Genomic DNA, 25,989 nt, shown 5'->3' with positions numbered 1-25,989 from the left:
TCTCCTTGGTAGTAATTGATTGAATTCAATCATTCATAAATCTTGCCACTCGTCTGATGGGGAAAAGTTATAATTTATACGGCAGCTTAATAACTTGAGCTTGCTCACATTTAATCAAATATGATTGAATATAATCAATTTAAGATTTTATCGACTACAAGGCAGGACAATGAACGACGGCAATAACAGAGTGCTGGTGCTGGCGGATGACTTTACCGGGGCCAATGACGCCGGGGTCAGCCTGGCGGAGGCGGGTATGTCGGTGGAAGTGGCCTTCACCGCCGGACAGCCATCAACCGCCCGGGCATTAATTCTCAACAGCGACAGCCGGGCGATGAGCGCCGCGGCGGCGGCGGACAAGGTCGCCGCTCTGCTGCGCGGCGCGGCGACATTCGTCCCGCACTGGCAGGTAAAGAAGATTGACTCCACGCTGCGCGGTAATCCCGGCGGCGAACTGGAGGCAATGATGGCGGCGCAAGGCTGCCGGATGGCGGTGGTGGCCCCGGCTTATCCGGCAGCCGGGCGGCATACCCGGGACGGGCGCTGCTATGTGCATGGTGTGCCCCTCGATCAGACCGAATTTGCCAGCGATCCGAAAACGCCGGTGAGCCGGGCGGAGATTAGCGAAATTATCGCCATGCAGAGCCGTCTTCCCTGTCTGACCCTGAACGCTGGCCAGCTTCCGGCGGCATTAGCGACGGCGGGCGAGGAGAAGCGAGTGTTGATTGTCGACGCCTGGGAAGACAGCCATCTGGACCAGGTGATCGACGCCGTTGCGCCCCATGCGCGGGAGACCCTGCTGGTCGGCTCGGCGGGTCTCTGCGAGGCGCTGGCTCGCCGCCTGCGCCGCAGCGAGCAGGGCCCGCTGCTGGCGGTGGTCGGTTCGATGAGCGAGATGGCGCAGCGTCAGGTTGCTGCGCTGCAGGTCCATTCCCGAGTACGGGTGATTGAAATTGATGTCGAACAGACCTTTAGCGGATCGCCGAAGGAGGAAGCTTCACGGATCGCCGGGGCGCTGCGCGAGGGCCAGCACTGCGTGGTGACCACCCGCCCGAATCACGCCGCCCGGCACGGGATTGAAGCCCGGTGCCGTGAACGCGGTCTCAGCCGCGCCGCCTACGGGGAGCACATCTGCGCCTGGCTTGCCGACGTCACGGCACTGGTGGTGGCGCTGTGCCCACCGGGTGCCCTGTACCTCTCTGGCGGCGATGTAGCCATCGCCGTCGCGCACGCGCTCGGCGCCACAGGGTTTCAGATCCGCGGCCGGGTGGCGGAGTGCGTTCCATACGGGCATTTTCTCGGCGGCCGCTGGTCGCGGCCGGTGATGACCAAAGCCGGAGGATTCGGCACCGACACCACGCTATTACATGTTGTGAATTTTATTGAGGAGAAACTGAGTGTCTAAGATGATTGCAGTGACAATGGGCGACCCGGCAGGGATTGGTCCGGAGATTATTATCAAATCCCTCGCCGAGGGGGCGCTGAGCGGCGCGCCGGTGGTGGTGGTGGGCTGCGCGCAGACGCTGCGGCGGATCCTGGCGCTAAATATCACACCGCGTGCGGAGCTGCGCATTATTGACCATCCCGCCGAGGCGAGTTTCTCCCCAGCGACCATCAACGTCATTGATGAACCACTCAGTGACCCGCAGGGGCTGCGCCCTGGCGAAGTCCAGGCCCAGGCAGGGGATCTCGCGTTTCGCTGCATCAGGCGGGCGACCGCGCTGGCGCTGGAGGGCGCGGTCGCGGCCATCGCTACCGCGCCGCTGAATAAAGAGGCGCTGCATCTCGCCGGGCACGCTTATCCCGGCCATACCGAACTGCTGGCCCACCTGACGCAGACTACCGATTACGCCATGGTGCTCTATACCGAGAAGCTTAAGGTTATCCATATCACTACCCATATTTCCTTGCGCCAGTTCCTCGATACCCTCAACCAGCCGCGGATTGAGACGGTGATTGGCGTGGCGGATCGCTTTCTGCGCCGCGTCGGCTATCCGCGTCCGCGCATCGCGGTCGCCGGCGTTAACCCGCACGCCGGGGAGAACGGCCTGTTTGGCGATGAAGAGATCCGTATCGTCGCCCCGGCGGTCGCCGCCATGCGGGCGAAGGGAGTGGAGGTGACCGGCCCCTGTCCGCCGGACACGGTGTTTATGCAGTGTCACGAAGGCATGTACGACATGGTGGTGGCGATGTATCACGACCAGGGGCATATTCCGCTGAAGCTGCTGGGATTCTATGACGGGGTGAATATTACCGCCGGGCTGCCGTTTATCCGTACCTCCGCGGATCATGGCACTGCGTTTGATATTGCCTGGACAGGTAAAGCGAAGTCTGAGAGCATGGCAACCTCCATTGAGCTCGCCATGCACATCGCGCAGGAATAACATGAAGGGATATAACCGGTTAGAGCAGATTATGGACTTCCTGAAAAGCCATAATCTGGTGACAGTCGACCAGCTGGTGGCGGCGACCAACGCCTCGCCGGCCACCATTCGCCGCGACCTGATCAAACTCGATCAGGAAGGGGTGATCAGCCGAACGCACGGCGGGGTGACGCTGAACCGGTTTATTCCTTCCCAGCCGACGACGCTGGAGAAAGCCCAGCGTAGTCCGCTTGAGAAGCAGGCTATCGCCAGTGCGGCGGCAGCGCTGGTGAAAGCCGGCGACGCCATTGTGCTTGACGCCGGCACCACCATGATTGAGCTGGCGCGGCAGATCACCCATCTGCCGCTGCGGGTGATCACCAGCGATTTACATATCGCGCTGTTCCTATCAGAATTTAAGCAGATCGAAGTGACGATTATCGGCGGGCGCATCGATGACAGCAGCCAGTCGTGCATCGGCGATCACGGCCGCCGCCTGCTGCAGACCATCTGGCCCGATCTCGCCTTCGTCAGCTGCAACGGCTGGGACCTTGAGAAGGGGATCACCGCCCCGACGGAGGAAAAGGCCGCCCTGAAGCGCGATCTGATGGCCAATGCCCGGCGGCGTATCCTGCTGGCGGACAGCTCCAAATACGGCGCCTGGTCACTGTTCAACATCGCTCCGCTGGCGTCGTTGACCGATATCGTGACCGACGCCCACCTGCCGGATAAAACCCGCGAGGCGCTGGAGACCCTTTCCCCGCAGCTGATCATTGCCGACTGACTCGCAGGCTGCCGTCAGGGCAGACGGGCGATATTGGCCTTGATCACCGCGATCGACTGGCTGAACTTCGCCTGCTCTTCGCCGGCCAGCTGCAGTTCAATGATCTGCTTCACGCCACCCTGGGCCAGCACCGCCGGCACCCCAGCCGCCGCGCCGCTGACCCCGTACTCGCCGTCAAGAATGCAGGAGACCGCCAGCGCGCGGTGGCTGCCGGTGAAGATATTGCGGCAGATCTCGGCGATGGTCCCTGCCACGCCATATTCGGTGCAGCCTTTACCCGCGTAGATCTCAAATCCCAGCTTGCGCACTTTGTCAGCCATCGCCTCGCGATCGAGTGGCAGGCCGGTGCGCTGCTGGTAGAGGTCGGCGATTGGCGTGCCATATACCGAGGAGTGCGACCACACCGGAAACTGGGTATCGCCATGCTCGCCGAGGATAAAGGCGTCGATGCTCTGGGCGCCAATCTCCAGTTCCTGCGCCAGCAGGCGACGCAGGCGGGTGGTATCCAGCCAGACGCCGGTGCCCAGCACCTGGCTGCGCGGCAGGCCGGAAAGCTGCCATACCTGCCAGGTGATGATGTCGCAGGGGTTGGTGGCCACCAGAAAGATGCCGTTAAATCCGTTGGCCATCATCGTCGGCACAATGCTCTTCACAATCTTCGCGGTGGAGGTCAGTTCATCCAGCCGGCTCTGGCCGGGGCGCAGCGCGCCGCCGGAGACGGTGATCACCGCGATATCGACATCGGCGCAGTCGCTGGCCTCGCGGGTGGAGATGGTCATCATCCCCGGCAGGTAGGCCGCGGCGTCGCTCAGGTCCTGAGCGTGGGCCTCAGCGCGCTGTTGGTTAAGGTCGACGAGGATCAGCTCCTCGCAAATGCTCTGGTTGAGCAGGGCGTAGGCCGCCGACGCGCCGACATTGCCGGCGCCAATAATCATCACTTTACGGGCTTTGGTGTGCATATTCAGATCTCAAGTACGAACGGCAGGGGATAAAATTACTGTGTTTCAGTTGGTTAGCGCAATAGGCGGGCGGCAATATAAGTTAATGCTATGTCGGGAAAAGCCGCCGGCCGCGCTACAGTGGGGTAAAAAAGGAGCTCACCTATGTACACCATCACCGACATCGCCCCTACCGACGCCGAATTTATCGCCCTGATTGCCGCCCTCGACGCCTGGCAGGAGACCCTCTACCCGGCGGAGAGCAACCACCTGCTGGACCTTAGCCAGCTGCCGCCGCAGACGGTCATCGCCCTGGCGATCCGCAGCCCGCAGGGCGAGGCCGTTGGCTGCGGGGCTATTGTCCTCAGTGAGGAAGGCTTTGGCGAGATGAAGCGGGTCTATATCGATCCCCAGCACCGCGGCCAGCAGCTGGGAGAAAAGCTGCTGGCGGCGCTGGAAGCGAAAGCGCGTCAGCGCGACTGCCATACCCTGCGCCTGGAGACCGGTATCCATCAGCATGCGGCCATCGCCCTCTACACGCGCAACGGCTACCAGACCCGCTGCGCGTTTGCGCCGTATCAACCCGATCCGCTCAGCGTGTTTATGGAGAAACCACTGTTTGCCGATCTTCGTTCAGCAGCGCTATAAACGCCTCCAGCTGGCGGGTTTTGGCGCCCCGGCGCCACACCAGCCAGGTGGTGAGCCAGCGCCACTCTTCGGCCAGCGGCCAGGCGGAAACCTGCTGATGGCCGGGCATACTCTCCAGCATGCTGCGCGGGATCAACGCCAGGCCGGCGCCGGCGATGACGCAGGCCAGCATCCCGTGGTAAGACTCCATCTCGTGGATCCTGCCCGGGGTCGCTCTGTCGGCATGAAACCAGCTCTCAAAATGCCGGCGATAGGAACAGTTGGCGCGAAAGGCGTAGACGTTGGCCCCGTTCACTTCGCTGGCGCGGGTGATGGGTGCGTGGCCGTAGGGGGCGACGATCATCATCTCTTCAGGGAACACCGGCAGCCCCTCCAGGCCCGGATGCACCAGCGGGCCGTCGACAAACGCGGCGCTCAGGGCGCCCTCCAGTACGCCGTCGATCATCGTCCCGGAAGGGCCGGTTGAGAGCGCCAGATGAATTTTCGGGTAGCGCTGATTAAAGTGGGCCAGAGTGCTGGGGATCCGTACCGCCGCGGTGCTCTCCAGCGAACCAAGTGAAAACAGCCCCTGGGGTTCGTCGCCCGCCACCACCATTCGCGCCTCGTCCACCAGGGCGAGGATCTGCTGGCTATAGCGCAAAAAGCTGTGTCCCGCAGGCGACAGGCGCAGGCGCTGGTTCTCGCGGATAAACAGCTCAACGCCGAGGTCGGCCTCCAGCTGGCGGATGCGGGTGGTGAGGTTGGACGGCACGCGATGCACTTTCTGCGCCGCCTGGGTAATGCTGCCGGTGCTGGCGACAGCGTTAAACATCTCTAGCTGAGTCAGGTCCATGATATTCTTCTTTTGTGAATGCGTTGCTTAATATTATTCATTTTCAATGAATGGAAAGGTAAGCCAGAATACGGACACTTCGCAAGCAACGAGAGAGAATAATGATGAATTTATCTGCAACGCACGCCGTCTCCGTCAATCCGACTACCGGTGAGGTGGTCTCCTCGCTGCCGTGGGCCAGCGAACGCGAGGTCGACGCGGCGATCGCGCTCGCCGCGGCGGGCTATCGCCAGTGGCGTCAGACGCCGCTTGCCGACCGCGCCGACGCCCTGCGCCGCATCGGGGCCGCGCTGCGCGCCCGTGGCGAAGAGGTGGCCCAGATGATCACCCTTGAGATGGGCAAGCCGATCGCTCAGGCGCGCGGCGAGGTGGCGAAATCGGCCAACCTCTGCGACTGGTACGCTGAACACGGCCCGGCGATGCTGGCGACGGAAGCTACCCTGGTGGAAAATAACCAGGCGGTAATTGAGTATCGTCCACTGGGCGCCATACTGGCGGTGATGCCGTGGAACTTCCCGGTCTGGCAGGTGATGCGCGGCGCGGTGCCGATCCTGCTGGCCGGCAACAGCTATCTGCTGAAGCATGCCCCGAACGTGATGGGCAGCGCCGGTCTGCTGGGCGAAATTTTTGCCGCCGCCGGCCTGCCGGATGGTGTATTTGGTTGGGTGAACGCCACCAATGACGGCGTTTCGCAGATTATCAATGACGACCGCATCGCGGCGGTGACCGTCACCGGCAGCGTCCGCGCCGGGAAGGCGATTGGCGCCCAGGCGGGCGCGGCGCTGAAGAAATGCGTGCTTGAGCTGGGGGGATCCGATCCCTTTATCGTGCTCAACGATGCCGATCTCGATGAAGCGGTGAAAGCCGCCGTCACCGGCCGCTATCAGAACAGCGGCCAGGTGTGTGCGGCGTCGAAACGCTTTATTCTCGAAGCCGGCATTGCCGAGGCCTTCACCCGCAAATTTGTCGACGCCGTGGCAGCGCTGAAGATGGGCGACCCGCGCGATGAGCAAAACTACGTCGGACCGATGGCGCGGTTCGATTTACGCGATGAACTGCACCAGCAGGTAACGGCGACCCTTGATGAAGGAGCGACTCTGCTGCTGGGCGCGGAAAAAATCGAAGGGGCAGGCAACTACTATGCGCCAACGGTGCTGGGCAACGTCACCGCCGGGATGACCGGCTTTCGTCAGGAGCTGTTTGGTCCGGTAGCAACCCTGACCACCGCTCGCGACGCTGACCATGCACTGGCCCTCGCCAACGACAGCGAGTTTGGCCTGTCCGCCACGGTCTATACCACCGACGAGGCGCAGGCCCAGCGCTTTGCCCGCGAGCTGGAGTGCGGCGGCGTCTTCCTCAATGGCTACTGCGCCAGCGACGCCCGCGTGGCCTTCGGCGGTGTGAAGAAGAGCGGTTTTGGCCGCGAGCTGTCGCATTTTGGCCTGCACGAGTTCTGTAATGCGCAGACCGTCTGGAAAGACCGTCGCTAATCAACGTTAGCCCCTGACGACCGTCGTCCACGTCTGCTATACTCGCCCACCGAATTTTGATGGTGGGCAAGGAGCCGCGTGTGGCGACGGTTATCAATAATGCAATGCTGGAAGCCATTCTGGCAGAAATCAGGCCGCTGATTGGCCGCGGAAAAGTGGCGGATTATATTCCGGCGCTGGCCAGCGTCAGCGGCGACAAGCTTGGTATCGCGATCAGTACGGTGGACGGTCAGCACTTTGCCGCTGGCGATGCCCATGAACGTTTTTCCATCCAGTCAATCTCCAAGGTATTGAGCCTGGTGGTGGCCATGAACCACTATCAGGAGGAGGAGATCTGGCAGCGGGTGGGGAAAGATCCTTCCGGCCAGCCCTTTAACTCGCTTCTGCAGCTGGAGATCGAGCAGGGCAAACCGCGCAACCCGTTTATCAACGCCGGGGCACTGGTGGTCTGCGACATGCTGCAGAGCCGGCTCAGCGCCCCGCGTCAGCGGATGCTGGAGATTGTCCGCCGTCTGAGCGGCGTGGCCGATATCGCCTACGATCCGGTGGTGGCTCGCTCAGAGTTTGAGCATTCGGCGCGCAACGCCGCCATCGCCTGGCTGATGAAATCCTTTGGTAACTTCCATAACGACGTCGCCACCGTGCTGCAGAACTATTTCCACTACTGTTCGCTGGAGATGAGCTGCGTTGAGCTGGCGCGAACCTTTCTGTTTCTCGCCGACCGCGGCATTGCCTCGCATCTCGACGCGCCGGTTATTGCGCCCATCCAGTCCCGCCAGGTGAATGCCCTGATGATGACCAGCGGCATGTACCAGAACGCCGGTGAATTCGCCTGGCGCGTTGGCCTGCCGGCGAAATCGGGCGTCGGCGGCGGGATCGTGGCGATTGTCCCGCAGGAGATGGCGATCGCCGTGTGGAGCCCGGAGCTTGACGACGCCGGGAACTCGCTGGCCGGCGTGGCGATGCTGGAAAAACTAACTCAGCGGATGGGGAGGTCGGTGTTCTGATGGTCGATCAGGATCGCTTGTTTGCGCGCCTGGCGCGCTCGACGTTTCGCTCACGCTTCCGTCTGGGGGGGAAAGAGCGGCAATATTGTCTCGATAAGGGACCGGAGGTCATTGATCGGCATGCCGCAGACTTTATTCGCCAGCGGCTGGCGCCCGCTGCGCCGATCAATGATGGCAAGCAGACGCCGATGCGCGGTCACCCGGTGTTTATCGCCCAGCACGCGACCGCTACCTGCTGTCGCGGTTGCCTGGAAAAATGGCATGCCATTCCCCACGGCCGCGCGCTGAGCGAGCCGGAGCAGGACTATATCGTGCAGGTCATCCACCGCTGGCTGGTGCTACAAATGAATGCGCCGTCTGTGCGCTAATTTGCATTTGATCGGCGCCGGAGTATGCCTGATAAATATTCTCATGTTATGATAATCCGCTAACTAACTATTAACATAATAATTTCCTGAAACAATTAGACGGATAATTACTGAATGTCTTCACTGTCGATTCGGTCATTTACGCTGTTTCGTGAAGAACAACCCGTGCGCGATGCATTGGTCTTATTTACGTTAACGCTACTGCTGCATTTTCTTGGCGCTATGCTGCGTCTGGTGCAGGAGCTCTCTTTCTTCTGGCCGCTCAATGCAGTGATGGCCGGCATTTTTGCACGCTATGTATGGCTTAACCGCAGCTATTTTTATGCCGTCTGTTTTGCGGCAATGCTGGTCTATGACGGATTAACCTCGCGCTGGGGAATGGGCTTTGCCTCATTGCTGATTAACTTTTCCAATATTGTCTTTATTGTGACGCTGGCGCAGCTGGTGCTGTGGGATAAACGTCGCGCCGACTCCATGCCGGGCCCGATAAACGCGCTTAATTTATTCTGTTTCTGCCTGTTAGCCGCCTTACTGTGCGCAGCGGTCGGCGCGCTGGGGTCGGTGGATGTTGAACGCGCCACCTTCGTTCCCCAGCTGGCGGACTGGTTTAGCGAACAGTTCTCGACGGCGGTATTAATCCTGCCCTTTATTCTGACCCTGACGCTGCCTTCGGCATTAAGCGGTTTTCGCTTTCGCCAGCTGTTGCCGGTGCTGGCGCTGGTCCTGTCAATTGCGCTTGGCGTGGCGGTAGGCGGCGCGGGCAGCATTACCTTCCCGTTACCGGCTTTGATCTGGTGCGCTGTACGCTATCCGCTGCCGCTGACCTGTCTGCTGACTTTTCTCACTGGCATCGGCGAAATACTGCTGGTCGCTAATTCGTTAATTCACTTTTCGCCAGATGCGCGAATGCAGCCGTGGCAGCTGTTCTCCACCCGCCTCGGAATTGCCGCCATGCTGATTAGCCCGGTGATTGTCGCATCCAGTGTCGAAGCGATTAACACGCTGGTGAAGCAGCTGGCCCTGCGCGCCGATTTTGACTTTCAGACCCGCGTCTATTCCCGTTCCGGACTGAGCGAAGCGTTGAAGCGTCAGACGCTGCCGGCGGATAAGCTGCTGACGGTGATGGTGCTGGATATCGATGGCTTCAAACGGGTGAATGATGCTCTGGGCCATGAAGGCGGCGATTGCGTGCTGACCCAGTTTGCCCAGCAGGTTCGACAGCTGGTGGGTGAGCAGGGGATGGTGGCCCGTATCGGCGGCGAAGAGTTTGCGGTGGCCGCCGTCGTCGACAGCGCCCAGCAGGGCTATTTGCTGGCGGAAAAGATCCGTCACGGGGTGGAGTCGCAGCCTTTCGGCCTGGGCCAGAACCCGATCCACCTGACCATCAGTCTGGGACTGGAGACGCGCGAGGTAGGCCACGCCCGCATCACCGAGCTGTTTAACCAGCTGCTGTTGGCGGCGGACGATGAGATGGTGAAAGCCAAACAGAGCGGTCGTAACCAAATTTGTATGCCGACGCTGACCGAAAGCGCGCCATAAGAAAATCCTATCGGGATCCTACTTGTGCTAATTTTTGGTTAAAAACATAGTGATGTGGTCGATAACAGGGAGCTTTTATGACCACATCCTTTTCACTGCGCACGCTCTCGCGTGACGATATTCTCCATCACCTCCCGGCATTAAGCGAGATCCTGGCAAGCTGCGTCAACGGCGGCGCCTCGGTGAGCTTTATGCTGCCTTTCGCGCCGCAAACGGCGATAACGTTCTGGCAACGCACTGCCGACAGCGTGGCGGCCGGGGAGCGCATTGTGCTGGCCGCCTTCGACGCGGAGGAACGTCCCGTTGGCACCGTGCAACTTATCACCAGTCAACCGGAAAACCAGCCCCATCGAGCGGATGTCGCCAAATTATTGGTTCACCAAAATGTCCGCCGCAAGGGGATCGCCCAGGCGTTGATGAGCGAGCTGGAGCGCATTGCCCGGCGGGAAAGGAAGACGGTGCTGGTGCTGGACACGGCGACCGGCAGCGGGGCGGAACAGTTCTATGCCCGCTGCGGCTGGGAAAAAGTGGGGGAAATTCCGCGCTATGCGCTGATGCCCGACGGCGAAATGACTGCCACCTCACTATTCTATAAGTTTCTGCCCTGACGGCCGCTATTGCAGATTGCTTTGATCAAAACAGGGTTTCACTGGTAGCAAAATCTGATAACTTATTGGACCAATTACTCAGGTTGTATGACTACTATTAGAGGGAACCCATTGTGAAAACTTTAAACCGTCGTGATTTCCCCGGCGCGCAGTACCCTGACCGTATCATCCAGTTTGGGGAAGGTAACTTCCTGCGCGCATTCGTTGACTGGCAGATCGACCTGCTCAACGAGCATACCGACCTGAATGCGGGCATCGTGGTCGTGCGGCCTATCGCCACAGATTTTCCGCCTTCGCTGAACACCCAGGATGGCCTGTACACGACTATTATTCGCGGCCTGAACGAGCAGGGCGAAGCGGTCAGCGATGCGCGTCTTATCCGCTCGGTCAACCGGGAGATCAGCGCTTACGCAGACTTCGACGCTTTTTTACGCCTGGCGCATAACCCGGAGATGCGGTTTGTCTTCTCCAACACCACCGAGGCGGGCATCAGCTACCATGCCGGGGATCGGTTTGACGACGCGCCGCCGGTCAGTTATCCGGCGAAACTGACCCGTCTGTTGTTTGAGCGTTACCAGCATTTCGCCGGTGCGGCCGACAAGGGATGGGTGATTATTCCCTGCGAGCTGATCGATTATAACGGCGAGGCGCTGCAGGCGCTGGTGCTGCGCTATGCTAGCGAATGGGAACTGCCGCAGGCATTTATCACCTGGCTGACCTCAGCGAATACCTTCTGTTCGACGCTGGTGGATCGCATTGTGACCGGCTATCCGCGTGATGAAGTGGCGGCTCTCGAGGCGCAGACCGGCTATAAAGATGCTTTCCTTGATACCGCCGAGCATTTCTACCTGTTTGTGATCCAGGGGCCTGCCTCGCTGGAGGCCGAGCTGCGTCTCGATAAACTGCCGCTGAATGTGCGCATTGTGGACGATATCAAGCCGTATAAAGAACGCAAAGTGGCGATCCTTAACGGGGCGCACACCGCGCTGGTGCCAGTGGCCTTCCAGGCCGGGATCGACACCGTGGGTGAGGCGATGAACGATGCGGAGATTTGCGCGTTTGTCGAAAAAGCGATTTATGACGAGATTATTCCGGTGCTGGATCTGCCGCGCGATGAGCTGGTGTCATTCGCCAGCGCCGTGACAGGGCGCTTCCGTAATCCCTATATTAAACATCAGCTGCTCTCGATTGCGCTCAACGGCATGACCAAGTACCGCACCCGTATTCTGCCGCAGCTGCTGGCGGGGCAGAAAGCGCATGGCGCGCTGCCGCCGCGTCTGACCTTTGCCCTGGCAGCGCTGATCGCCTTTTACCGGGGAGAGCGGGATGGTGAGAGCTATCCAGTACAGGATGACGCCGACTGGATATCGCGCTATCAAACGCTGTGGGCCCGCCATCGCGATGGCCAGATGAGCACTCGCGAGCTGGTCACCGCCGTGCTCAGCGTGGCGGATCACTGGCAGCAGGATCTGAGCCAGATCCCGGGGCTGGTGGAGCTAGTGACTGCCGACCTTGACGCTATCCTGACCTGCGGTATGCGCGACGCCGTCAAACCTCTTTGCTGATAGTCCATCTATACACCCGGCTGCGGCCGGGTTGTGCAGGATTTTTATTAGTTACAACATACTATTATACTAACCTGTAACAGCCGGTCAGTGGCTCCTCTGCATACGGCTTTTTAGTGCCAAATCGTTCCGAACAGCAGGAGAATTATGGCCGAAGCGCTTGAACAAATATCTGCGCAGGAAAATAATGACCTCAACTCATATCTCCTGCCAATATTCGCAGGCTAATGCATTCATCTGTAAGGAAACTCTCATGGTCATCGATATCCGGGAAGTACGGCCCCACGACAAAGCCGAATGGCTTCAGCTTTGGCAAGGCTACACTCGTTTTTACGGTAGCCCGCAGCCGGAAGAGGTGACCGAATGCACCTGGCAGCGGATGCTGGATGTAAACTCGTCTGTATTGGGTAGAGTCGCGGTGGTGGATGATGCGGTGGTCGGCTTCGCTATCTGTGTTCTTCATGAGGGAACCTGGGTTACCACGCCGATCTGCTATCTGGAGGATCTGTTTGTCGATCCCGCCTTCCGTGGACAGGGTATTGCCAGAACCATGATTAAGTCGCTGCAAAGCGAAGGGGCGGACAAAGGCTGGTCGCGGCTGTACTGGCATACGCGCCGTGATAATCCCGCCCGTCATCTGTATGATGAGTTTACCCCGGCTGACGATTACGTACGCTACAGGATCACGCTTGAGTCCTGAAGCGGTAAGAGGTTGTTAAGCTTTTCCCGCTATAACAGGGGAAACAGGCTCAGGAGAAGCAACGATGGAAAAACGTCTTGAAACAGTGGTCAATGTGATAATGTTTCTTTCGCTATTGGCAACGGCCTGGGATCTCTCGATGGTGCATCATCTCGCGTGGTAGTAAATTATATCATCTGAAACGCGGCGCCTCTTGCGGCGCCGCCTGTCTCATTCATCCGCCATCTTCCCTGCGCTAAAACTCCAGTCCTCCAGTTGGTTAAACTGGATAACCACCATCACGTCCTGCGGGCTGACCGCCATCTCATCGTCTAACCGCGCGCAGAGCCGACGATAGAGTCCCTGTTTCTGCGCCCGGCTGCGCGGTTTTCCGGCGAAAATATGAAACAATACGAAGTAATAGCTAACCGAGATATTTTAAACCGGGCAGGGGGCGAGGGAATATAAACAAAAGAGTAGCGTCAATATTACTATCAAGGCCATCGTTTTATAAGTATATTGAAAGGCCAGATGATCATAAGAAATATGTGCCGGAACAATGAATGATCTAATCTGTCATCACAGGCGTTCCTTATTTAAATCCGATGATTATTTCTGATGATGAACTTGCTGAATTACTTATTAAATTAATGAGGTGAATGGATGGATTTCTTGAAAAGATGGTTAAAAGAAGAATTCATTCTTTTTTTATGGGGATGGGGTATTGTATTATTAATCATATATTTAGCATGATTGCAGTCTCTCTTTTTCCTGATATTGCCATTAACTTAATAGGACTTTTTGTTTTATTAATCATTGGGTTTCACGTTGTCGTTTGGTTTAAAGTTAAAAACTGATATGAAAGAGGAGGGGTAATGTCAAATCCAGCATGTTTATGGTTAACTGATGAGAATGATTCGCCTATTATAGGTTCTTGCCTGATGCCCACACGCACGGGTTCCATCGAATTGCGCGCAGTGAATCATCATGTTTGGTTACCTACCGATAATAATACAGGAAAGCTGACGGGAACCCGTCTTCATACACCGGTTAAAATTCAAAAAGAGTTTGACAGAACAACACCTTTGCTATTTAGGGCTCTTTGTGAAGGTCGAACATTAAGATCGGCAACGCTAAAAATGTACAGAATAAATGAGGCGGGACTGGAAGTTGAATATTTTAACATAGCGATGGCGAATATTAAGATTACGGCAATCACACCAAATTTACATCCGGCCGGAATGACAAGTACTCACCTTGAAGACATTGATTTCCGTTATGAGACGATCACCTGGATATACACAGAAGGGAACATCATGTATCGTGATTCATGGAACGATCGCTGTTGTGCATGGTAGCAAATGATATAGTGCTGAAACGCGGCGCCTCTTGCGGCGCCGCCTGTCTCATTCACCCGCCATCTTCCCTGCGCTAAAACTCCAGTCCTCCAGTTGGTTAAACTGGATAACCACCATCACGTCCTGCGGGCTGACCGCCATCTCATCGTCTAACCGCGCGCAGAGCCGACGATAGAGTCCCTGTTTCTGCGCCCGGCTGCGCGGTTTTCCAGCGAAAATATGAAACAGCACGAAGCGGGCGCTGCGTCCTTCGCTGAGGTAGTGCGGGTCGTAAATGCGCTGCTCATCAGCGGCCCGTTCGATAAACTGAAATCTATCTGCTGACGGAACGTCGAACTCCGCCACCAGACACTCATGAAAGAGCGCCGACAATTGAGCAAACTCCGCGGGACGCCAGGCTGTGCCAAGCGAAATTCGGGTCAGGGGCATGACGCCTCCTGCGCGTTCAGGCAGGTCAGGGCGCTGGCCGCCGCCGGCCAACCGGCATAGAACGCCAGATGGGTAAATAATTCGACAATTTCTTCCCGGCTCAGGCCATTCTGATAGCCGAGCGCGATGTGCCACGGCAGCTGTTCAGTTTTGCCCTGCGCCGTCAGGGCGGAAAGGGTGATCAGGCTGCGTTCGCGGGGCGACAGCTCGCTACGCGCCCAGATATCGCCAAACAGCACCGTTTCGGTCAGCTCGGCTAGCTTTGGCGCGATAGCAGCCAGCGTTCGGCGATCGACAGGAGGAGTACTCATAGTGATTCTCTTTGCAGGTTAAAGGAGTCATCACTGTCGCACGCTGACTAAGATATTGAATATCGCAACGTTCAGGATTATCAATCCTGAAAATCAGGATGGTATAGCCGATCCTTTACACCTTTCATCACTCCGCTTTTCTGCCCACCTATCCCAACGGTCAGGCGGCGATCTTTCGCGCCACGATAAACAGCCGTGGGAAACGCAGGAGCACCTTCCCGTTACACTGTAACGGATAGTGTGCGGCCAGCAATGCGAGATAGCGTGTGAGAAACGCGCTTCCGGCCTGCTCGTCCAGGCCTGCCAGATAGGGGCGTAACCCGGTGCCCTGCAGCCAGTCGACAATCGCCTGATGAGAAGCAAGGGGATGAAAATAGGTGGTGCGCCAGATATCAACTTCGCAACCCTGGCGGCTGAGCAGATCGTACCAGGCGGCGGGCGGGAGTAACGGCTGGCGTCCACGGTCCGGCAACCCCATCTCGCTGGCAACCTGACGCATCAGGGTATGGGAAGGTTCCTGCCAGTTATCCGGCATCTGCACTGCCAGCGTTCCGTTGTCCGCCAGCTGGTTTACCAGATGGGGGAAAAGCGTCTCATGATCCGTCAGCCACTGCAGAGAGGCGTTGGCATAGATCACATCTGGCGGTTGCGCAGGCCGCCAGCGGGCAATATCGGCATCAAGGAATTCGCAGTCGGGTAAGGCCTGCGCCGCCTGGACCAGCATGGCCGGGGAGTTATCGATACCGACGATCGTCGCCAACGGCCAGGCGGCGCGTAGCAGGCGGGTGCTGTTTCCCGGCCCGCAGCCGAGGTCGACGGCGTGCTCGACCTGCAGATGGGCAATACGCGAGAGCAGGTCGGCCGCGGGGCGGGTACGTTCAGCGTCAAATTGCAGATACAACGAAGGATTCCAGTCGGCCATCGGGTGCAGTTCCTGTGTGAGGAGGGAGACAGGGTAAAGCATAGAACGCGTCAGGCGGCATGTCAGCGGTTAATGAACCTCAGCGGTCACCTTTATGCGTGACAGTGTCACAAAATAGAACGTGGCTGGATTGCGCCTGCGCTGTTGGCCGAACCTGGGATTGAGACATGGCAGGGAACGTCTCTGCGCCCGTGGCGGGCGCAGGAGCCTATTCGGCGTTTTTGAGCGCCTCGGCGCGGCTGGCGGTGGCGTAGACAAAATCTAGCATCGGCTCGAGATCGGTGTCATAGCCAGCCTGAATAATTTTTCCTCGCAGCCATTCGATTTCACTGGTGATATCGGGAGGAAAAATGTTGTTATCCTGCGCCCGGCGCAGCCATTTCAGCAGAAAGTTATTCTTTCCCCTGATACCACCCGCTTTTTTCGATTTTCCGTGCATCTTCAGCGCGACCAGGACGCAGTAATAGAAATGAACGCGCTGATTAAAACTTTGGTGCATGTCTGTGTTTCCCGCCAGAATCAGGAATTCACCGTGTGGGTCAGTGATTCGGATTGGACTACGGTACCGGGCTGGATCGTTGCGCGAACTCTGTTGTCTACCAGTACCGTCCATGCATCTGTTGCCAGACGCTGACGGGATGTTGGCACGGAAGCCGAATCGTCGTCAATTGCCGATTCATTTTTTGCCGGCGTCATCGGACAGCGGCGGCCCGCGAGCCGGGCCACACTACTCTCTGGCGACAAGCCGCTGTTGCCGATGTACGCGGAAAATCAGCAGGAATGCGAGCGCCACCACGATCGCCGCCAGCAGATACAGCGTGGCGAGATCGTAGAACCCGGCGACCCAGCCGGCCAGCGGCCCGGTCAGGCCCAGCGCCAGATCAAGAAACGCCGAGTAGGTGCCGAGGGCGGTTCCCTGATTTTGCTCTTCCACCTGTTTTACCGCCTCAACTCCTAAAGCCGGAAAGACCAGCGAGAAACCCGAACCGGTGAGAAAGGCGCCGACGCCGGCCATCCATGCTGATGGCGCCAGCCAGATAAGCAGCAGGCCGAGACTTTCGATGATGAAGCAGGCCAGGGAGACCGGGACTCCGCCAAAGCGGGTAATGGTATTTCCTAGCACCAGGCGAACGCAGATAAAGCCGACGCTGAACAGCGAAAGGGTAAACGCGGCGCCCTGCCAGCTGTGCGCGGCGAAGTAGAGGGTGATAAAGGTGGCGATAACGCCGAAACCGACGGTGCCAAAGGCCAGCCCCAGGCCGTAAGGCCAGATTTTTCGCACCACCGCGTGAAAGGGCGCTCTGGCGCCGGCGGTCACCTTGACGTCCTGGCGGGTACGAGCGAACAGCAGACCGATGGCCGCGACCAGCACTACCACCGTAGCAAAGCCGCTGATGCCAAAATAGTGATTGAGGGTAACTCCCAGCGGCGCCCCGACCGCCATCGCCACATAGGTCGCCACGCCGTTCCAGGAGATAACCCGTGACGTGTGGATCGCGCCGACGGTTTTGATCCCCCACAGGGTGGCGCCGGTGGCGGTAAAGCTCTCGCCGACGCCGAGAAACACCCGGCCCGCCAGCAGCGCGGCAATGGCCAGCATCGGCGTTGCCTGCAGGACTACCGCCAGTAGCGTGAAGGCGCCACTGAGCAGGCAGCAGACGATCCCAAGGCTGACCACTTTTTTCGGCCCCCAGATATCGGTATAGCGCCCGGCGTGCGGCCGGCTTACCAGCGTCGATATGTACTGCAGACTGATCACAATTCCGGCCACAAAGGTGCTGTAGCCCAGCTGATAGTGAATATAGCCCGGCAGTACGGCCAGCGGCAGACCAATGGAGAGATAGCAGATACAGGTAAAAACAACGATCGAAATAATGCGCAAATTGAGTTGTGTAGTGCTGACGGAAGTGCTCATAGGGATAAGAGGTTAATACAACGGGATGTGTAGCATAGCGCGCCGTGAGGACGCTGGCGAGGCGCGACAGCGTTTTATCGGTAACCGACGGGAACGATATTTGTACGAATGTAAATAACTGCTTTTACAGCGCTTAACGCCCGCCTCGCTCAGCGTCAGCTCGCCGCCATACCCGACGAATCACACACCATGCCCCAGGCGCGGTTTTGCAATACCGTGCGGTAACCGTCCCGGTCGACGAAAGTGACGCCATTGACCTCCCAGTAAGGGTTAAACGCCGTAACGCGCAGAAATCCGGCGGCGTCCATGGCTGCGCACTGTGCCTCCCATGCCGCCTGCTGCGGATAGTACAGCACCAGCAGATCTTCATCGCCTGGCGAGGGGGTGACGGGATGGTGGCGGCAGTGGGTGAATTCCAGATGCCAGCCCGCTTCGGGCGCGCCGAGCATTATCCCGCTGAATCCTTCATGATCGGTAAAGCTGCCGAGCAGCTCGAGTCCCAGCCCGGCGCAATACATGCTGGCGGTGGTGTCCAGTTCGCTGACCGGCCTGGCAATGCGCATATGACAGAACGACATAATGACTCCCGTGAGCATAAGTTGAGTTGATACTGTACCGGTAAATCGGCCCGGCGTGTGTTAAGCCGTGCCCAGGCGCCACCTTCTCTCTGTAAATACCATAGCGGACTAACATCCGCCTTGCGCCAACATTACCTCTTAATCATAATAAAAAAAGAATCATTCAATATTATTATTCTTAAATTGAGAATCATTGTGGGGTGGTGGATGAATAACCAATCGCGCCAGGCCTTATGGCTGGCACTGGCTGGATCGATAGTACTGATGATCGGCATGGGCTACGGGCGCTTTGCCTTCACCGGCGTGCTGCCGCTTATGCTTAATGAAGGTCTGTTAACCCTGCACGAGGGCAATCTCGCCGCGTCGGCCAATTACGCTGGCTATCTGGTCGGTGCGTTGCTGCTGGCGCGGGTGCAGCCTGGGGCCGCCACCCGACTGAGCATTATCTCCGCCGGGTTGACCATCGCCAGCCTGGCGCTGCTGGCCTGGGTGAGCTCGCCGTGGACCATTATTACGCTGCGCGCCGTCGCCGGCGCGCTGAGCGCGATAACGCTGATTGCAGGTTCGCTGTGGCTGCTGGAACATATGGGGCATCATCACGGGGCGCCGTTGCTGTATGCCGGGGTGGGGCTGGGGATATTTATCTCCGCGGAGGGGATCGCCCTTGGACATGCCCTGAGCCTCACCAGCCAGCAGATCTGGCTGCTCTGCGCATTATGCGCCGGTCTGCTGCTGGCGCTGGCGATCCGTTGGCTGCTGACTCCGCCGGCTGCACTGGTGCGGGCTTCCCATGTTGAGACCTCCCTGCCTGCGTCCGGGAGCGATACCCGTCGCGCGGCGTGGCGACTCTTGATGGTTTACGGCCTGGCGGGCTTCGGCTATATCATCACCGCCACTTATCTGCCGTTGTTTCTGTCCGGTTCGCTGCAGAGCGTTGACCCGGTCCATCTGTGGGCGCTGTTTGGTCTGGCGGCCGCGCCGTCCTGCCTCATCTGGCATAAGCTGGTGCTAAAGTGGGGATACCGGCAAGCGCTGACCCGCAACCTGCTCGTCCAGGCGCTTGGCGTGATCCTTCCAGCCTGCAGCGCTTCATTGCTGTTTTGCGTGCTAAGCGCGCTTTTGGTGGGCTTTACCTTTATGGGCACCGTAACCATTGCGCTACCGAAGGCGAAAAGTCTCAGCCATCAGGTGAGCTTCAATATGATTGCCGCGATGACTGCACTGTACGGTGTGGGACAGATTGCCGGGCCGCTTATCGCCGGCGCGCTGTATCAGATCGCGGCTTCATTTAACCCGGCGCTCTATGCCGCGGCGCTGGCGCTGCTGATTGCCGCAGGGCTGGTCTTTACCGAACGCCAGGCTTAGCCAATCGCCACGCTTTGCAGCAGCTTACGCCACTCGCTCAGGGCGGGGGCGCTCAAGCCGCTGCGCCAGATAAGCTGGGTGGTCGCCTCGCACAGCGGTTCGCTAAGGCAGTTTTCGGGAAGCGTCATCAGCGACAGCACGCTCTCCGGCAGCAGGCAGGCGTAGCGCCCGGACGCCACGCAGGCAAGCATGCTGTGATAGGAATTGACCTCATGCACCTCGACGGCCGCCTGCTGTTCCGCCAGCCAGCGTTCTCCCAGCGCGCGGTAGCTGCAGCCGCTGGCAAATGCCGCGAACCGCAGCGGACCCGGGGTCTGCGGACGGACCAGCATCAGGGTTTCATAAAACACCGGGGTGAATGCCAGCTCAGCGGGACAGGCCGGTTGCCCATCGGCCCCTGGCGGCAAGCAGACCAGCGCGGCATCAAGGGCGGCGGTTAACACCCCCTCGGTTAACTGGCGGGTCGGTTGGGTGATGAGGGTGATATCCACCTGTGGGCACTGCTGTTGGAAGCGGGTAAGCAGCGGCGGCAGCCGGCTGGCGGCGGTCGCCTCCATCGCGCCCAGACGCAGACTGCCGCCTGGGGTTGTCGGATGCAGAGCCTGCTTTGCCTCTTCCGCCAGGCTCAGGATCCGCCGGGCATAGCTGAGAAACTGCACGCCTGCCGGGGACAACACCATTTTTTTGTTGCCGCGAACGAAGAGCTCAACGGCAAGCTCCTCTTCCAGCTGCTGAATGCGGGTCGTGATATTGGACTGTGCGCGGCCCAGCCGTTTTGCTGCCTGGGTGACGCTCTGCGTGTCTGCCACCTGAATGAAGATCTCGAGTGTGCTGTGGTTCATATTTTTCTTCTCAATACGATAATAATGTTGATCTTACCATCTTTAAAGGAGATGGTAAGCCTCCAGCATCGTTAATGCATGAGGAAACCATGAGCAACCCGCTGCTTTCGCTTCTTGATATTGATTATCCCCTGATTCAGGCCCCGATGGCGGGCGTCTCCACCCCCGCGCTGGCTGCCGCGGTAAGTAATGCCGGTGCGCTGGGCTCGCTGGGGCTGGGCGCTTCAACCGTTGCCCAGGCGGAAGCGATGATAGTCGCCACCCGCCAGCTGACGGACCGCCCGTTCAATGTCAATCTGTTCTGCCATGCGCCGCCCCGGCGCGACGCCCGGCGGGAAGCCGACTGGGCAACAACATTACGTCCCCATTTTGCCCGCTATGGCAGTACGCCACCGGATTCGTTAAGCGAGATCTACCAGACATTTATCGGTCATGCGCCGATGCTGGAGCTGCTTCTCGACCTGTCGCCGGCGGTGGTGAGCTTTCATTTTGGTCTTCCTGAAGGTGAGACGATCCAGCGTCTGCGGCGGCAGGGGATCGTTACCCTGGCGACAGCGACTTCGCTGCAGGAGGCGCTGCTGATTGAACAGCAGGGGATCGACGTGGTGGTCGCTCAGGGCTATGAGGCGGGCGGGCACCGGGGGATCTTTGCTCCGCAGGCGCCTGACGCGCAGCTGAGCACCTTCACCCTGGTGCAACTTCTGCGGCGTCGACTAACCATCCCGGTGGTGGCCGCCGGGGGCATCATGGACGGAGCGGGGATCGCCAGCGTGATGCAGTTGGGGGCGCAGGGCGTACAGCTCGGTACGGCGTTTTTACTGTGTCCGGAATCGGCCGCCGACGCCGGCTACCGCGCGGCGATCCACAACAGCCTTGACGGGCGTACGGTGCTGACCTCCGCGATATCCGGGCGTCCGGCACGCTGTCTGGCGAATGCCTTCTGTGCGCTGGGGGAAGCCTGTCCGGCGAGCGCCGTGCCGGATTATCCGCTGGCGTATGATATCGGCAAAGCGCTGGCCGCCGCCGCGAAAGCCCAGGGCGTCCATGAGTATGGCGCCCACTGGGCCGGGCAGGGGGTGGGGTTGATCCGCGAGTGTGACGCCGCCAGTCTGGTCCGCCAGCTGGCGGCAGAGAGCGGCTGGAACTAATGACTGACGGCTAGCGGCGGTGGGCCAGGCGGCGCACCAGCCGATCGCCGGCCATTTGCACCCCCTGGACCATCGCCACCAGGATCAGCACTGTGCCAAACATGACTTCATTATTAAACCGCTGATAGCCGTAGCGGATGGCGAGGTCGCCGAGTCCACCGCCGCCGATCACACCGGCCATGGAGGAGAAACCAATCAGCATCACGATGGTCAGCGTGATCCCGGCCAGCAGCGTTGGCAGGGCTTCCGGCAACAGGGATTTAAAAATCACGTGCCAGACGTTGCCGCCCATCGACAGAATGGCTTCAATTCTCCCGTAGTCCACCTCGTCGAGCGCGTTTTCCGTCAGACGGGCAAAGAACGGAAAGGCGCCGATGGTCACCGGCACGATGGCGGCGGTGCTGCCCAGCGTGGTGCCGACGATCAGCCGGGTAAAGGGGATCAGGGCGATCAGCAGTACGATAAACGGCAGCGACCTGCCGATGTTGATCACCGCGCCTAACAGCGCGTTCAGTTTCGGCATCGGCGCCAGCCCGTTGGCGCGGGAAATAAACAACAGCACGCCGGTGGGCAGCCCGATCAGCACGGTAAACAGGGCCGCCAGGCCCACCATATAGAGCGTATCCAGCGTGCCGTCGAGTAATAACGGCCACAAATCTTCCCAGCTCATGCTACTCCGCATAATGGCCTCCCCTGAACGCCGTGGCGGGTAAGAAATTCCTGTTCAGCCTGCGGGTCGTGCAGCAGCGACTGGCGCAGCCGCGACCATGGGGTCACCAGCAGGTCGGCGAGTTTACCGCTTTCGACAATCTCGCCCTGTTCCAGCAGCGCCGCGTGGTCACAGATGGTTTTCACTACCTCCAGCTGGTGCGTAATCAGCACAATGGTCAGATTGAGGCGCTGGTTAATATCCGCCAGCAGGGCCAGCACCGAGGCGGTGGTCTCGGGATCCAGCGCACTGGTCGCCTCATCGCACAGCAGCACTTCCGGCCGGGCGGCCAGCGCCCGGGCGATGCCGACGCGCTGTTTTTGCCCACCGGAAAGCTGCGACGGGAAGGCGGCGGCCTTTTCGCTGAGATCCACCAGCGCCAGCAGTTCGCGCACCCGGGCCTCGCGAGCGGCCCTCGGCACTCCGGCAATCTCCAGCGGCACCGCGACGTTGTCAGCGACGGTGCGGGCATGCAGCAGATTGAAGTGCTGGAAAATCATCCCGGTGCGCAGGCGATAATCCCGCAGCGCCGCCTTGTTCAACTGGGTAATATCCTGTCCGTTCACCAGAATGCGGCCCGAGGTGGGCCGCTCCAGTAAATTGAGACAGCGGATGAGCGTACTTTTGCCGGCGCCACTGCGCCCGAGAATGCCGTATATTGCCCCTTTCGGTATCTGCAACGCGATATCGTTCAGCGCCGGTCGGCCGGTTCCGGCGTAGGTTTTGCTCAGCCCTTCGATGGTTATCATGACTGAGGGGCCACCGGGATCACCGAGCCGTTGTAGGTTTTACGGATAAACTCCGCCACATGCGGCGAGGTCAGGTCTTTCGCCAGCGCCTTAATGCGCGGGTCATTCGCCAGGGCTGGGGTGGTCACCAGAATATTGGCGTACGGGTTATGCTCGGCGCTTTCCAGCCCCAGGGCATCCTTCGCTGGCACCAGGCCGGCTTCCAGCGCGTAGTTACCGTTAATCACCGCCAGGTCGACATCGTCGAGGGAGCGCGGGATCTGCGGCGATTCAATCTCCAGAATCTTCAGGTGTTTCGGGTTCTCGACAATATCCTTCGGCGTCGCCAGGGTGGTGGCCGGGTCGGTAAATTTAGGGTCCAGCTTAATAAGCTTCTGCGCCTGCAGCAGGAACAGCGCCCGGCTCAGGTTGGTGGTGTTATTCGGCACCGCCACGGTGGCGTTTTCCGGCAGTGATGAGAAATCTTTATGCTTATGCGAGTAAATTCCCAGCGGCTCAATATGCACGGTGGCCGCGACGGCAAAGGTTTTACCCAGCGCTTTTTCCTGATCCTTCAGATAGGGAACATGCTGGAAGTAGTTGGCATCCACATCGCCACTGGCCAGCAGTTCATTGGCGTTGACCCCGCTGGTCAGCTCCACCACCTTCAGATCGAGGCTGGGATCAATTTTTTTGATGTAGTTGAGGATCTCCGCGTGGGGAACCGGGTCCGCGGCGACGCGCAGCGCGGCAGCCTGGGCAGACGTCCATGCCAGAGAAAGAGACAGTGCGACTCCTGCCAGTTTAAAAGCGGCATATTTCATGATGTGTTCCTTTTTAGTTATGGTTAAACGATCAATTGCTCGGCGCGTTCGCGAAACACGTCCTGATAGTAGCGTTCCGCCACGTCCGGATGGGAACGCAGACGGCCCTTGAGATAATTCCAGCCGACATCGCGCAGCAGCGGATTGTGCGGGTCGCTGTCCGGCCCTCGCGCTTCACGCGCCAGCTCGGGCGGCAGGGTGTAAACCGGCACCACCGCGTCAAGCTGGGCGCCGAGGAAGAAGGCGATGGAGAGGCGCTGCTGCTGCGCCGGCGGCGACACCACGCGATGGACGGTAGCGCGCAAATACCCGTTGGTCGCCAGCTCCAGCAGTTCGCCAATATTGACCACAAAGCTGCCGGCCAGCGGCACGGCGTCGATCCATTCCCCAGGCGCGACCTCTACCTGCAGTCCTTTCTGCTCGTCCTGCAGCAGGAAGCTGAGAAACCCCGAATCTTTATGGGCGCCGACGCCCTGGCTGCTTTGGGTCTCCTGCTGGCCGGGGTAGCGGATCAGTTTGATATGCTCGTTGGGTTTGTCGCCGTAGAGCTGATCGAAAGCATTCTCCGGGAGCTGCAGGGCTTCGGCAAAGGCGCGCAGCAGGCGGATGCCCACCTGGGTCATTTGCTGTTGCCAGTGAAGTAATACCGGTTTAAGCGACGGCAGGGCGGCAGGCCACAGATTCGGACCCTGCAGGCGCTGCCAGCGCGGGGCGTCGTCGCTGAGGGTTAGCGCCGGACGTTCGGCGCCGATATCAAACTGTTCTCGCCAGTCAGGCTGGCCGCGCGTCAGCTCAGAGGCCGCGCGGTTATAGCCGCGAAAATGGGGGGAGTGGATCATCGCCACCTGCTGTTTTTGCGCCTCATCGAGAGCAAAAAAGCGCTGGGACTGGCGCTGAACTTCATATTGAAGCGCGTCGTCGACACCGTGGTTGATCAAATAGAAGAAGCCGATGTCGCGGGCGGCATGACGCAGGTCGGCCAGGAAGGCCGCTTTATCCGCGGGGTCCGCGTAGCGGGCCAGGTCGAGAATCGGCAGGGTGGTCGCGTTCATTGTGTTCTCCGAAAACGGGGTAATAAGTTATGGGTAGATTCAGGTTCTGGGTTCGGGCACAACAGCAGCGCATGGTGATTTCCTCTGTCCGGGGCTGAACACAGCTTGCCTCAAGGCCAAATAAGCAACCAATAACGTTATTTTCTAATTTATGACCGCGCGGGGTTCAGTGCTTTTGCGTTAAATAGATATAGGCGCGAAGCGCGTAATGAAGCCTGTTGCGCCCGTCGGTGAGAGCCAGTAAGGTAGGCGCACTTTTTAATGCGGAACGGACGTATCGTAATGCACAGCTCGAAAGATCCCCTGCACGGCGTGACGCTGGAAGCGCTGCTCAATGCCCTGGTGGCGCGCTATGGTTGGGCGGAAATGGCCCGCCAGGTCAACATTAACTGCTTTAAAAGCGATCCCAGCATTAAGTCCAGCCTCAAATTTCTCCGCCGGACGCCGTGGGCGCGCAAAGAGGTGGAGGCTATGTATCTCGCCTCCCTTGATGATGACGCGCCGGTGGAGAAAGCGGATCCCTGGGCAAACTGGCAGAAAAAATAACCCTTACCACAGGGCACCATCATGCAGAGCTGGAGCAGTAAAGATTTCACCGCCGACCGCGCGTGGGGCGCGCTGGATATTGCCAATTTTTCCGGCACCACCGTGCGTCTGCACTGGACCGACCAACCCTATATCTGGCACATCAATGATGGTCAGGAGGTGTTTGCCGTGATGGATGGTCAGGTGGCGATGCATGTGAAAGTCGACGGCGAGGAGCAGGTTATCATGCTAAACGCCGGCGATATCTTCTACGCCGGGGTGGGATGCGAGCATGTCGCCCACCCGCAGGGGGCGGCGCGTATTCTGGTGATTGAGAAAGAAGGGTCGGTCTGACCCCGCGGCGGGCGGTTCTTTGCCCGCCGTTTCATCGCCTGTCAGATGCGACATACCGCGTTGATATAAATCACTTATCCAGCTTTCGATATATTTAATTCTTGTTTG

General features: G+C 59.2%; 29 protein-coding genes and 3 pseudogenes. 18 read left to right on the top strand and 14 right to left on the bottom strand.

What is annotated here, in order from left to right; all coding sequences use genetic code 11:
* The first annotated feature begins 169 nt into the window (after positions 1 to 169).
* The 3 genes from IB144_RS13585 to IB144_RS13575 are packed head-to-tail and all read left to right on the top strand — an operon-like array spanning position 170 to position 3,147.
* On the top strand, positions 170 to 1,405 hold the full coding sequence (locus IB144_RS13585) for a four-carbon acid sugar kinase family protein (protein WP_065888699.1): 1,236 nt from the start codon (positions 170 to 172) through the stop codon (positions 1,403 to 1,405).
* Positions 1,398 to 2,384 (top strand): D-threonate 4-phosphate dehydrogenase, encoded by a 987-nt coding sequence (locus IB144_RS13580; RefSeq protein WP_004151623.1) that lies wholly within the window; start codon positions 1,398 to 1,400, stop codon positions 2,382 to 2,384. The genes IB144_RS13585 and IB144_RS13580 overlap by 8 nt, the downstream gene beginning before the upstream one ends.
* A gap of 1 nt (position 2,385) precedes the next feature.
* Complete coding sequence (locus IB144_RS13575; RefSeq protein ID WP_002904489.1) at positions 2,386 to 3,147, top strand: DeoR/GlpR family DNA-binding transcription regulator; 762 nt, start codon at positions 2,386 to 2,388, stop codon at positions 3,145 to 3,147.
* Positions 3,148 to 3,161: 14 nt separating this feature from the next.
* Here the strand turns inward: IB144_RS13575 and IB144_RS13570 are convergent, their stop codons facing one another.
* Positions 3,162 to 4,106, bottom strand: coding sequence for an L-lactate dehydrogenase (locus IB144_RS13570; protein WP_002904491.1), 945 nt, complete (start codon positions 4,104 to 4,106; stop codon positions 3,162 to 3,164).
* A 144-nt stretch (positions 4,107 to 4,250) separates the two neighbouring features.
* On the opposite strand from IB144_RS13570, the gene IB144_RS13565 reads away from it, so the two are divergent.
* Positions 4,251 to 4,733 carry a GNAT family N-acetyltransferase gene (locus tag IB144_RS13565; RefSeq protein WP_002904493.1) on the top strand — a complete coding sequence of 161 codons (483 nt, stop codon included), beginning with the start codon at positions 4,251 to 4,253 and terminating at the stop codon, positions 4,731 to 4,733.
* Here IB144_RS13565 and IB144_RS13560 read toward each other — a convergent pair.
* Positions 4,687 to 5,565: a LysR family transcriptional regulator gene (locus tag IB144_RS13560; protein ID WP_002904495.1), complete on the bottom strand. Its 879-nt coding sequence runs from the start codon at positions 5,563 to 5,565 to the stop codon at positions 4,687 to 4,689. The two genes, IB144_RS13565 and IB144_RS13560, sit on opposite strands and share 47 nt — an antisense overlap.
* Before the next feature lie 101 nt (positions 5,566 to 5,666).
* Here IB144_RS13560 and sad point away from each other — a divergent pair, with 101 nt between their 5' ends.
* The 7 genes from sad to IB144_RS13525 all read left to right on the top strand — a co-directional run bounded on the left by sad (position 5,667) and on the right by IB144_RS13525 (position 12,842).
* Positions 5,667 to 7,055 (top strand): succinate-semialdehyde dehydrogenase, encoded by a 1,389-nt coding sequence (sad, locus tag IB144_RS13555; protein ID WP_004190208.1) that lies wholly within the window; start codon positions 5,667 to 5,669, stop codon positions 7,053 to 7,055.
* Between the two features lie 80 nt (positions 7,056 to 7,135).
* Positions 7,136 to 8,062 carry a glutaminase B gene (gene glsB / locus IB144_RS13550; protein WP_040245360.1) on the top strand — a complete coding sequence of 309 codons (927 nt, stop codon included), beginning with the start codon at positions 7,136 to 7,138 and terminating at the stop codon, positions 8,060 to 8,062.
* Positions 8,062 to 8,430 carry a DUF4186 domain-containing protein gene (locus IB144_RS13545; RefSeq protein ID WP_002904598.1) on the top strand — a complete coding sequence of 123 codons (369 nt, stop codon included), beginning with the start codon at positions 8,062 to 8,064 and terminating at the stop codon, positions 8,428 to 8,430. Before glsB ends, IB144_RS13545 begins: the two co-directional genes overlap by 1 nt.
* 114 nt (positions 8,431 to 8,544) lie before the next feature.
* Entirely contained in the window at positions 8,545 to 9,969 is a 1,425-nt protein-coding gene (locus IB144_RS13540; protein WP_004148352.1) for a GGDEF domain-containing protein, read from the top strand.
* 77 nt (positions 9,970 to 10,046) lie between these two features.
* A complete protein-coding gene (locus IB144_RS13535; protein WP_009308905.1) occupies positions 10,047 to 10,577 on the top strand; it encodes a GNAT family N-acetyltransferase in 531 nt (176 codons plus the stop codon).
* A 113-nt stretch (positions 10,578 to 10,690) separates the two neighbouring features.
* Positions 10,691 to 12,142, top strand: a complete 1,452-nt coding sequence (locus IB144_RS13530) for a tagaturonate reductase (RefSeq protein ID WP_004179787.1) — start codon at positions 10,691 to 10,693, stop codon at positions 12,140 to 12,142.
* 253 nt (positions 12,143 to 12,395) lie between these two features.
* The gene (locus IB144_RS13525; RefSeq protein WP_002904604.1) at positions 12,396 to 12,842 is read left to right on the top strand and encodes a GNAT family N-acetyltransferase; all 447 of its coding nucleotides are present in this window, start codon (positions 12,396 to 12,398) and stop codon (positions 12,840 to 12,842) included.
* A 210-nt stretch (positions 12,843 to 13,052) separates the two neighbouring features.
* On the opposite strand, the pseudogene IB144_RS13520 reads toward IB144_RS13525, so the two are convergent.
* A pseudogene (locus IB144_RS13520) lies at positions 13,053 to 13,238 on the bottom strand (tautomerase family protein); the annotation flags it as partial.
* 146 nt (positions 13,239 to 13,384) lie between these two features.
* Between IB144_RS13520 and IB144_RS13515 the strand changes: the two are divergent.
* From IB144_RS13515 to tssD, 3 genes and pseudogenes are all read left to right on the top strand, one after another.
* Positions 13,385 to 13,480, top strand: a pseudogene (locus IB144_RS13515) (hypothetical protein); the annotation flags it as partial.
* A 4-nt stretch (positions 13,481 to 13,484) separates the two neighbouring features.
* Positions 13,485 to 13,678 (top strand): annotated as a pseudogene (locus IB144_RS13510) (hypothetical protein).
* A gap of 18 nt (positions 13,679 to 13,696) precedes the next feature.
* Positions 13,697 to 14,179 (top strand): type VI secretion system tube protein TssD, encoded by a 483-nt coding sequence (tssD, locus tag IB144_RS13505; RefSeq protein ID WP_023313152.1) that lies wholly within the window; start codon positions 13,697 to 13,699, stop codon positions 14,177 to 14,179.
* Between the two features lie 48 nt (positions 14,180 to 14,227).
* Here the strand turns inward: tssD and IB144_RS13500 are convergent, their stop codons facing one another.
* From IB144_RS13500 to IB144_RS13475, 6 genes are all read right to left on the bottom strand, one after another.
* The gene (locus IB144_RS13500) at positions 14,228 to 14,608 is read right to left on the bottom strand and encodes a tautomerase family protein (protein WP_004190202.1); all 381 of its coding nucleotides are present in this window, start codon (positions 14,606 to 14,608) and stop codon (positions 14,228 to 14,230) included.
* Entirely contained in the window at positions 14,599 to 14,919 is a 321-nt protein-coding gene (locus IB144_RS13495) for a carboxymuconolactone decarboxylase family protein (RefSeq protein WP_004143517.1), read from the bottom strand. The genes IB144_RS13500 and IB144_RS13495 overlap by 10 nt, the downstream gene beginning before the upstream one ends.
* Positions 14,920 to 15,079: 160 nt before the next feature.
* Positions 15,080 to 15,841, bottom strand: a complete 762-nt coding sequence (gene tam, locus IB144_RS13490; protein WP_004224735.1) for a trans-aconitate 2-methyltransferase — start codon at positions 15,839 to 15,841, stop codon at positions 15,080 to 15,082.
* Positions 15,842 to 16,049: 208 nt separating this feature from the next.
* A complete protein-coding gene (locus tag IB144_RS13485; RefSeq protein WP_002904624.1) occupies positions 16,050 to 16,340 on the bottom strand; it encodes a hypothetical protein in 291 nt (96 codons plus the stop codon).
* A gap of 228 nt (positions 16,341 to 16,568) precedes the next feature.
* Positions 16,569 to 17,756: an MFS transporter gene (locus IB144_RS13480; protein WP_004176220.1), complete on the bottom strand. Its 1,188-nt coding sequence runs from the start codon at positions 17,754 to 17,756 to the stop codon at positions 16,569 to 16,571.
* Positions 17,757 to 17,911: 155 nt separating this feature from the next.
* Entirely contained in the window at positions 17,912 to 18,334 is a 423-nt protein-coding gene (locus IB144_RS13475) for a VOC family protein (RefSeq protein WP_002904629.1), read from the bottom strand.
* 207 nt (positions 18,335 to 18,541) lie between these two features.
* Between IB144_RS13475 and IB144_RS13470 the strand changes: the two genes are divergently transcribed.
* Positions 18,542 to 19,699: a YbfB/YjiJ family MFS transporter gene (locus IB144_RS13470; protein WP_004184010.1), complete on the top strand. Its 1,158-nt coding sequence runs from the start codon at positions 18,542 to 18,544 to the stop codon at positions 19,697 to 19,699.
* On the opposite strand, the gene IB144_RS13465 is transcribed toward IB144_RS13470, so the two are convergent.
* Positions 19,696 to 20,541: a LysR family transcriptional regulator gene (locus IB144_RS13465; protein ID WP_032446032.1), complete on the bottom strand. Its 846-nt coding sequence runs from the start codon at positions 20,539 to 20,541 to the stop codon at positions 19,696 to 19,698. The genes IB144_RS13470 and IB144_RS13465 overlap by 4 nt on opposite strands.
* Before the next feature lie 74 nt (positions 20,542 to 20,615).
* On the opposite strand from IB144_RS13465, the gene IB144_RS13460 reads away from it, so the two are divergent.
* Positions 20,616 to 21,689 (top strand): nitronate monooxygenase, encoded by a 1,074-nt coding sequence (locus tag IB144_RS13460; RefSeq protein ID WP_077256911.1) that lies wholly within the window; start codon positions 20,616 to 20,618, stop codon positions 21,687 to 21,689.
* 10 nt (positions 21,690 to 21,699) lie between these two features.
* Here IB144_RS13460 and IB144_RS13455 read toward each other — a convergent pair whose 3' ends face one another.
* Genes IB144_RS13455 through IB144_RS13440 form a run of 4 tightly spaced genes read right to left on the bottom strand, consistent with a single transcriptional unit; the run spans position 21,700 to position 25,002 of the window.
* Positions 21,700 to 22,359, bottom strand: a complete 660-nt coding sequence (locus IB144_RS13455) for a methionine ABC transporter permease (protein WP_021440109.1) — start codon at positions 22,357 to 22,359, stop codon at positions 21,700 to 21,702.
* Positions 22,356 to 23,147 carry an ATP-binding cassette domain-containing protein gene (locus tag IB144_RS13450; RefSeq protein ID WP_004176216.1) on the bottom strand — a complete coding sequence of 264 codons (792 nt, stop codon included), beginning with the start codon at positions 23,145 to 23,147 and terminating at the stop codon, positions 22,356 to 22,358. Before IB144_RS13450 ends, IB144_RS13455 begins: the two co-directional genes overlap by 4 nt.
* Entirely contained in the window at positions 23,144 to 23,950 is an 807-nt protein-coding gene (locus tag IB144_RS13445) for a MetQ/NlpA family ABC transporter substrate-binding protein (protein WP_065888698.1), read from the bottom strand. The genes IB144_RS13450 and IB144_RS13445 overlap by 4 nt, the downstream gene beginning before the upstream one ends.
* 23 nt (positions 23,951 to 23,973) lie before the next feature.
* Positions 23,974 to 25,002, bottom strand: coding sequence for an isopenicillin N synthase family oxygenase (locus tag IB144_RS13440; RefSeq protein WP_004143503.1), 1,029 nt, complete (start codon positions 25,000 to 25,002; stop codon positions 23,974 to 23,976).
* A gap of 282 nt (positions 25,003 to 25,284) precedes the next feature.
* On the opposite strand from IB144_RS13440, the gene IB144_RS13435 reads away from it, so the two are divergent.
* The gene (locus IB144_RS13435) at positions 25,285 to 25,548 is read left to right on the top strand and encodes a VF530 family protein (protein ID WP_002904643.1); all 264 of its coding nucleotides are present in this window, start codon (positions 25,285 to 25,287) and stop codon (positions 25,546 to 25,548) included.
* 21 nt (positions 25,549 to 25,569) lie between these two features.
* The gene (locus tag IB144_RS13430) at positions 25,570 to 25,881 is read left to right on the top strand and encodes a cupin (protein WP_004143501.1); all 312 of its coding nucleotides are present in this window, start codon (positions 25,570 to 25,572) and stop codon (positions 25,879 to 25,881) included.
* Positions 25,882 to 25,989 lie beyond the last annotated feature (108 nt).

This window comes from Klebsiella sp. K4, from assembly GCF_014596785.2.
Classification (GTDB): domain Bacteria; phylum Pseudomonadota; class Gammaproteobacteria; order Enterobacterales; family Enterobacteriaceae; genus Klebsiella; species Klebsiella pneumoniae.
This window is presented reverse-complemented; position numbering and strand designations above follow the sequence as displayed.

Excerpts from the sequence above, each read along its gene's own strand:
- IB144_RS13430 (WP_004143501.1), top strand. The coding sequence starts at position 25,570 with ATGCAGAGCTGGAGCAGTAAAGATTTCACCGCCGACCGCGCGTGGGGC.
- IB144_RS13495 (WP_004143517.1), bottom strand. The coding sequence starts at position 14,919 with ATGAGTACTCCTCCTGTCGATCGCCGAACGCTGGCTGCTATCGCGCCA.
- IB144_RS13575 (WP_002904489.1), top strand. The coding sequence starts at position 2,386 with ATGAAGGGATATAACCGGTTAGAGCAGATTATGGACTTCCTGAAAAGC.
- IB144_RS13485 (WP_002904624.1), bottom strand. The coding sequence starts at position 16,340 with ATGCACCAAAGTTTTAATCAGCGCGTTCATTTCTATTACTGCGTCCTG.
- IB144_RS13470 (WP_004184010.1), top strand. The coding sequence starts at position 18,542 with ATGAATAACCAATCGCGCCAGGCCTTATGGCTGGCACTGGCTGGATCG.
- IB144_RS13560 (WP_002904495.1), bottom strand. The coding sequence starts at position 5,565 with ATGGACCTGACTCAGCTAGAGATGTTTAACGCTGTCGCCAGCACCGGC.
- IB144_RS13480 (WP_004176220.1), bottom strand. The coding sequence starts at position 17,756 with ATGAGCACTTCCGTCAGCACTACACAACTCAATTTGCGCATTATTTCG.
- IB144_RS13500 (WP_004190202.1), bottom strand. The coding sequence starts at position 14,608 with ATGCCCCTGACCCGAATTTCGCTTGGCACAGCCTGGCGTCCCGCGGAG.
- IB144_RS13540 (WP_004148352.1), top strand. The coding sequence starts at position 8,545 with ATGTCTTCACTGTCGATTCGGTCATTTACGCTGTTTCGTGAAGAACAA.
- IB144_RS13525 (WP_002904604.1), top strand. The coding sequence starts at position 12,396 with ATGGTCATCGATATCCGGGAAGTACGGCCCCACGACAAAGCCGAATGG.
- tam (WP_004224735.1), bottom strand. The coding sequence starts at position 15,841 with ATGGCCGACTGGAATCCTTCGTTGTATCTGCAATTTGACGCTGAACGT.
- IB144_RS13435 (WP_002904643.1), top strand. The coding sequence starts at position 25,285 with ATGCACAGCTCGAAAGATCCCCTGCACGGCGTGACGCTGGAAGCGCTG.
- sad (WP_004190208.1), top strand. The coding sequence starts at position 5,667 with ATGATGAATTTATCTGCAACGCACGCCGTCTCCGTCAATCCGACTACC.
- IB144_RS13535 (WP_009308905.1), top strand. The coding sequence starts at position 10,047 with ATGACCACATCCTTTTCACTGCGCACGCTCTCGCGTGACGATATTCTC.
- IB144_RS13460 (WP_077256911.1), top strand. The coding sequence starts at position 20,616 with ATGCATGAGGAAACCATGAGCAACCCGCTGCTTTCGCTTCTTGATATT.
- IB144_RS13455 (WP_021440109.1), bottom strand. The coding sequence starts at position 22,359 with ATGAGCTGGGAAGATTTGTGGCCGTTATTACTCGACGGCACGCTGGAT.
- IB144_RS13445 (WP_065888698.1), bottom strand. The coding sequence starts at position 23,950 with ATGAAATATGCCGCTTTTAAACTGGCAGGAGTCGCACTGTCTCTTTCT.
- IB144_RS13465 (WP_032446032.1), bottom strand. The coding sequence starts at position 20,541 with ATGAACCACAGCACACTCGAGATCTTCATTCAGGTGGCAGACACGCAG.
- IB144_RS13450 (WP_004176216.1), bottom strand. The coding sequence starts at position 23,147 with ATGATAACCATCGAAGGGCTGAGCAAAACCTACGCCGGAACCGGCCGA.
- IB144_RS13570 (WP_002904491.1), bottom strand. The coding sequence starts at position 4,106 with ATGCACACCAAAGCCCGTAAAGTGATGATTATTGGCGCCGGCAATGTC.
- IB144_RS13475 (WP_002904629.1), bottom strand. The coding sequence starts at position 18,334 with ATGTCGTTCTGTCATATGCGCATTGCCAGGCCGGTCAGCGAACTGGAC.
- tssD (WP_023313152.1), top strand. The coding sequence starts at position 13,697 with ATGTCAAATCCAGCATGTTTATGGTTAACTGATGAGAATGATTCGCCT.
- IB144_RS13565 (WP_002904493.1), top strand. The coding sequence starts at position 4,251 with ATGTACACCATCACCGACATCGCCCCTACCGACGCCGAATTTATCGCC.
- IB144_RS13585 (WP_065888699.1), top strand. The coding sequence starts at position 170 with ATGAACGACGGCAATAACAGAGTGCTGGTGCTGGCGGATGACTTTACC.
- IB144_RS13440 (WP_004143503.1), bottom strand. The coding sequence starts at position 25,002 with ATGAACGCGACCACCCTGCCGATTCTCGACCTGGCCCGCTACGCGGAC.
- IB144_RS13545 (WP_002904598.1), top strand. The coding sequence starts at position 8,062 with ATGGTCGATCAGGATCGCTTGTTTGCGCGCCTGGCGCGCTCGACGTTT.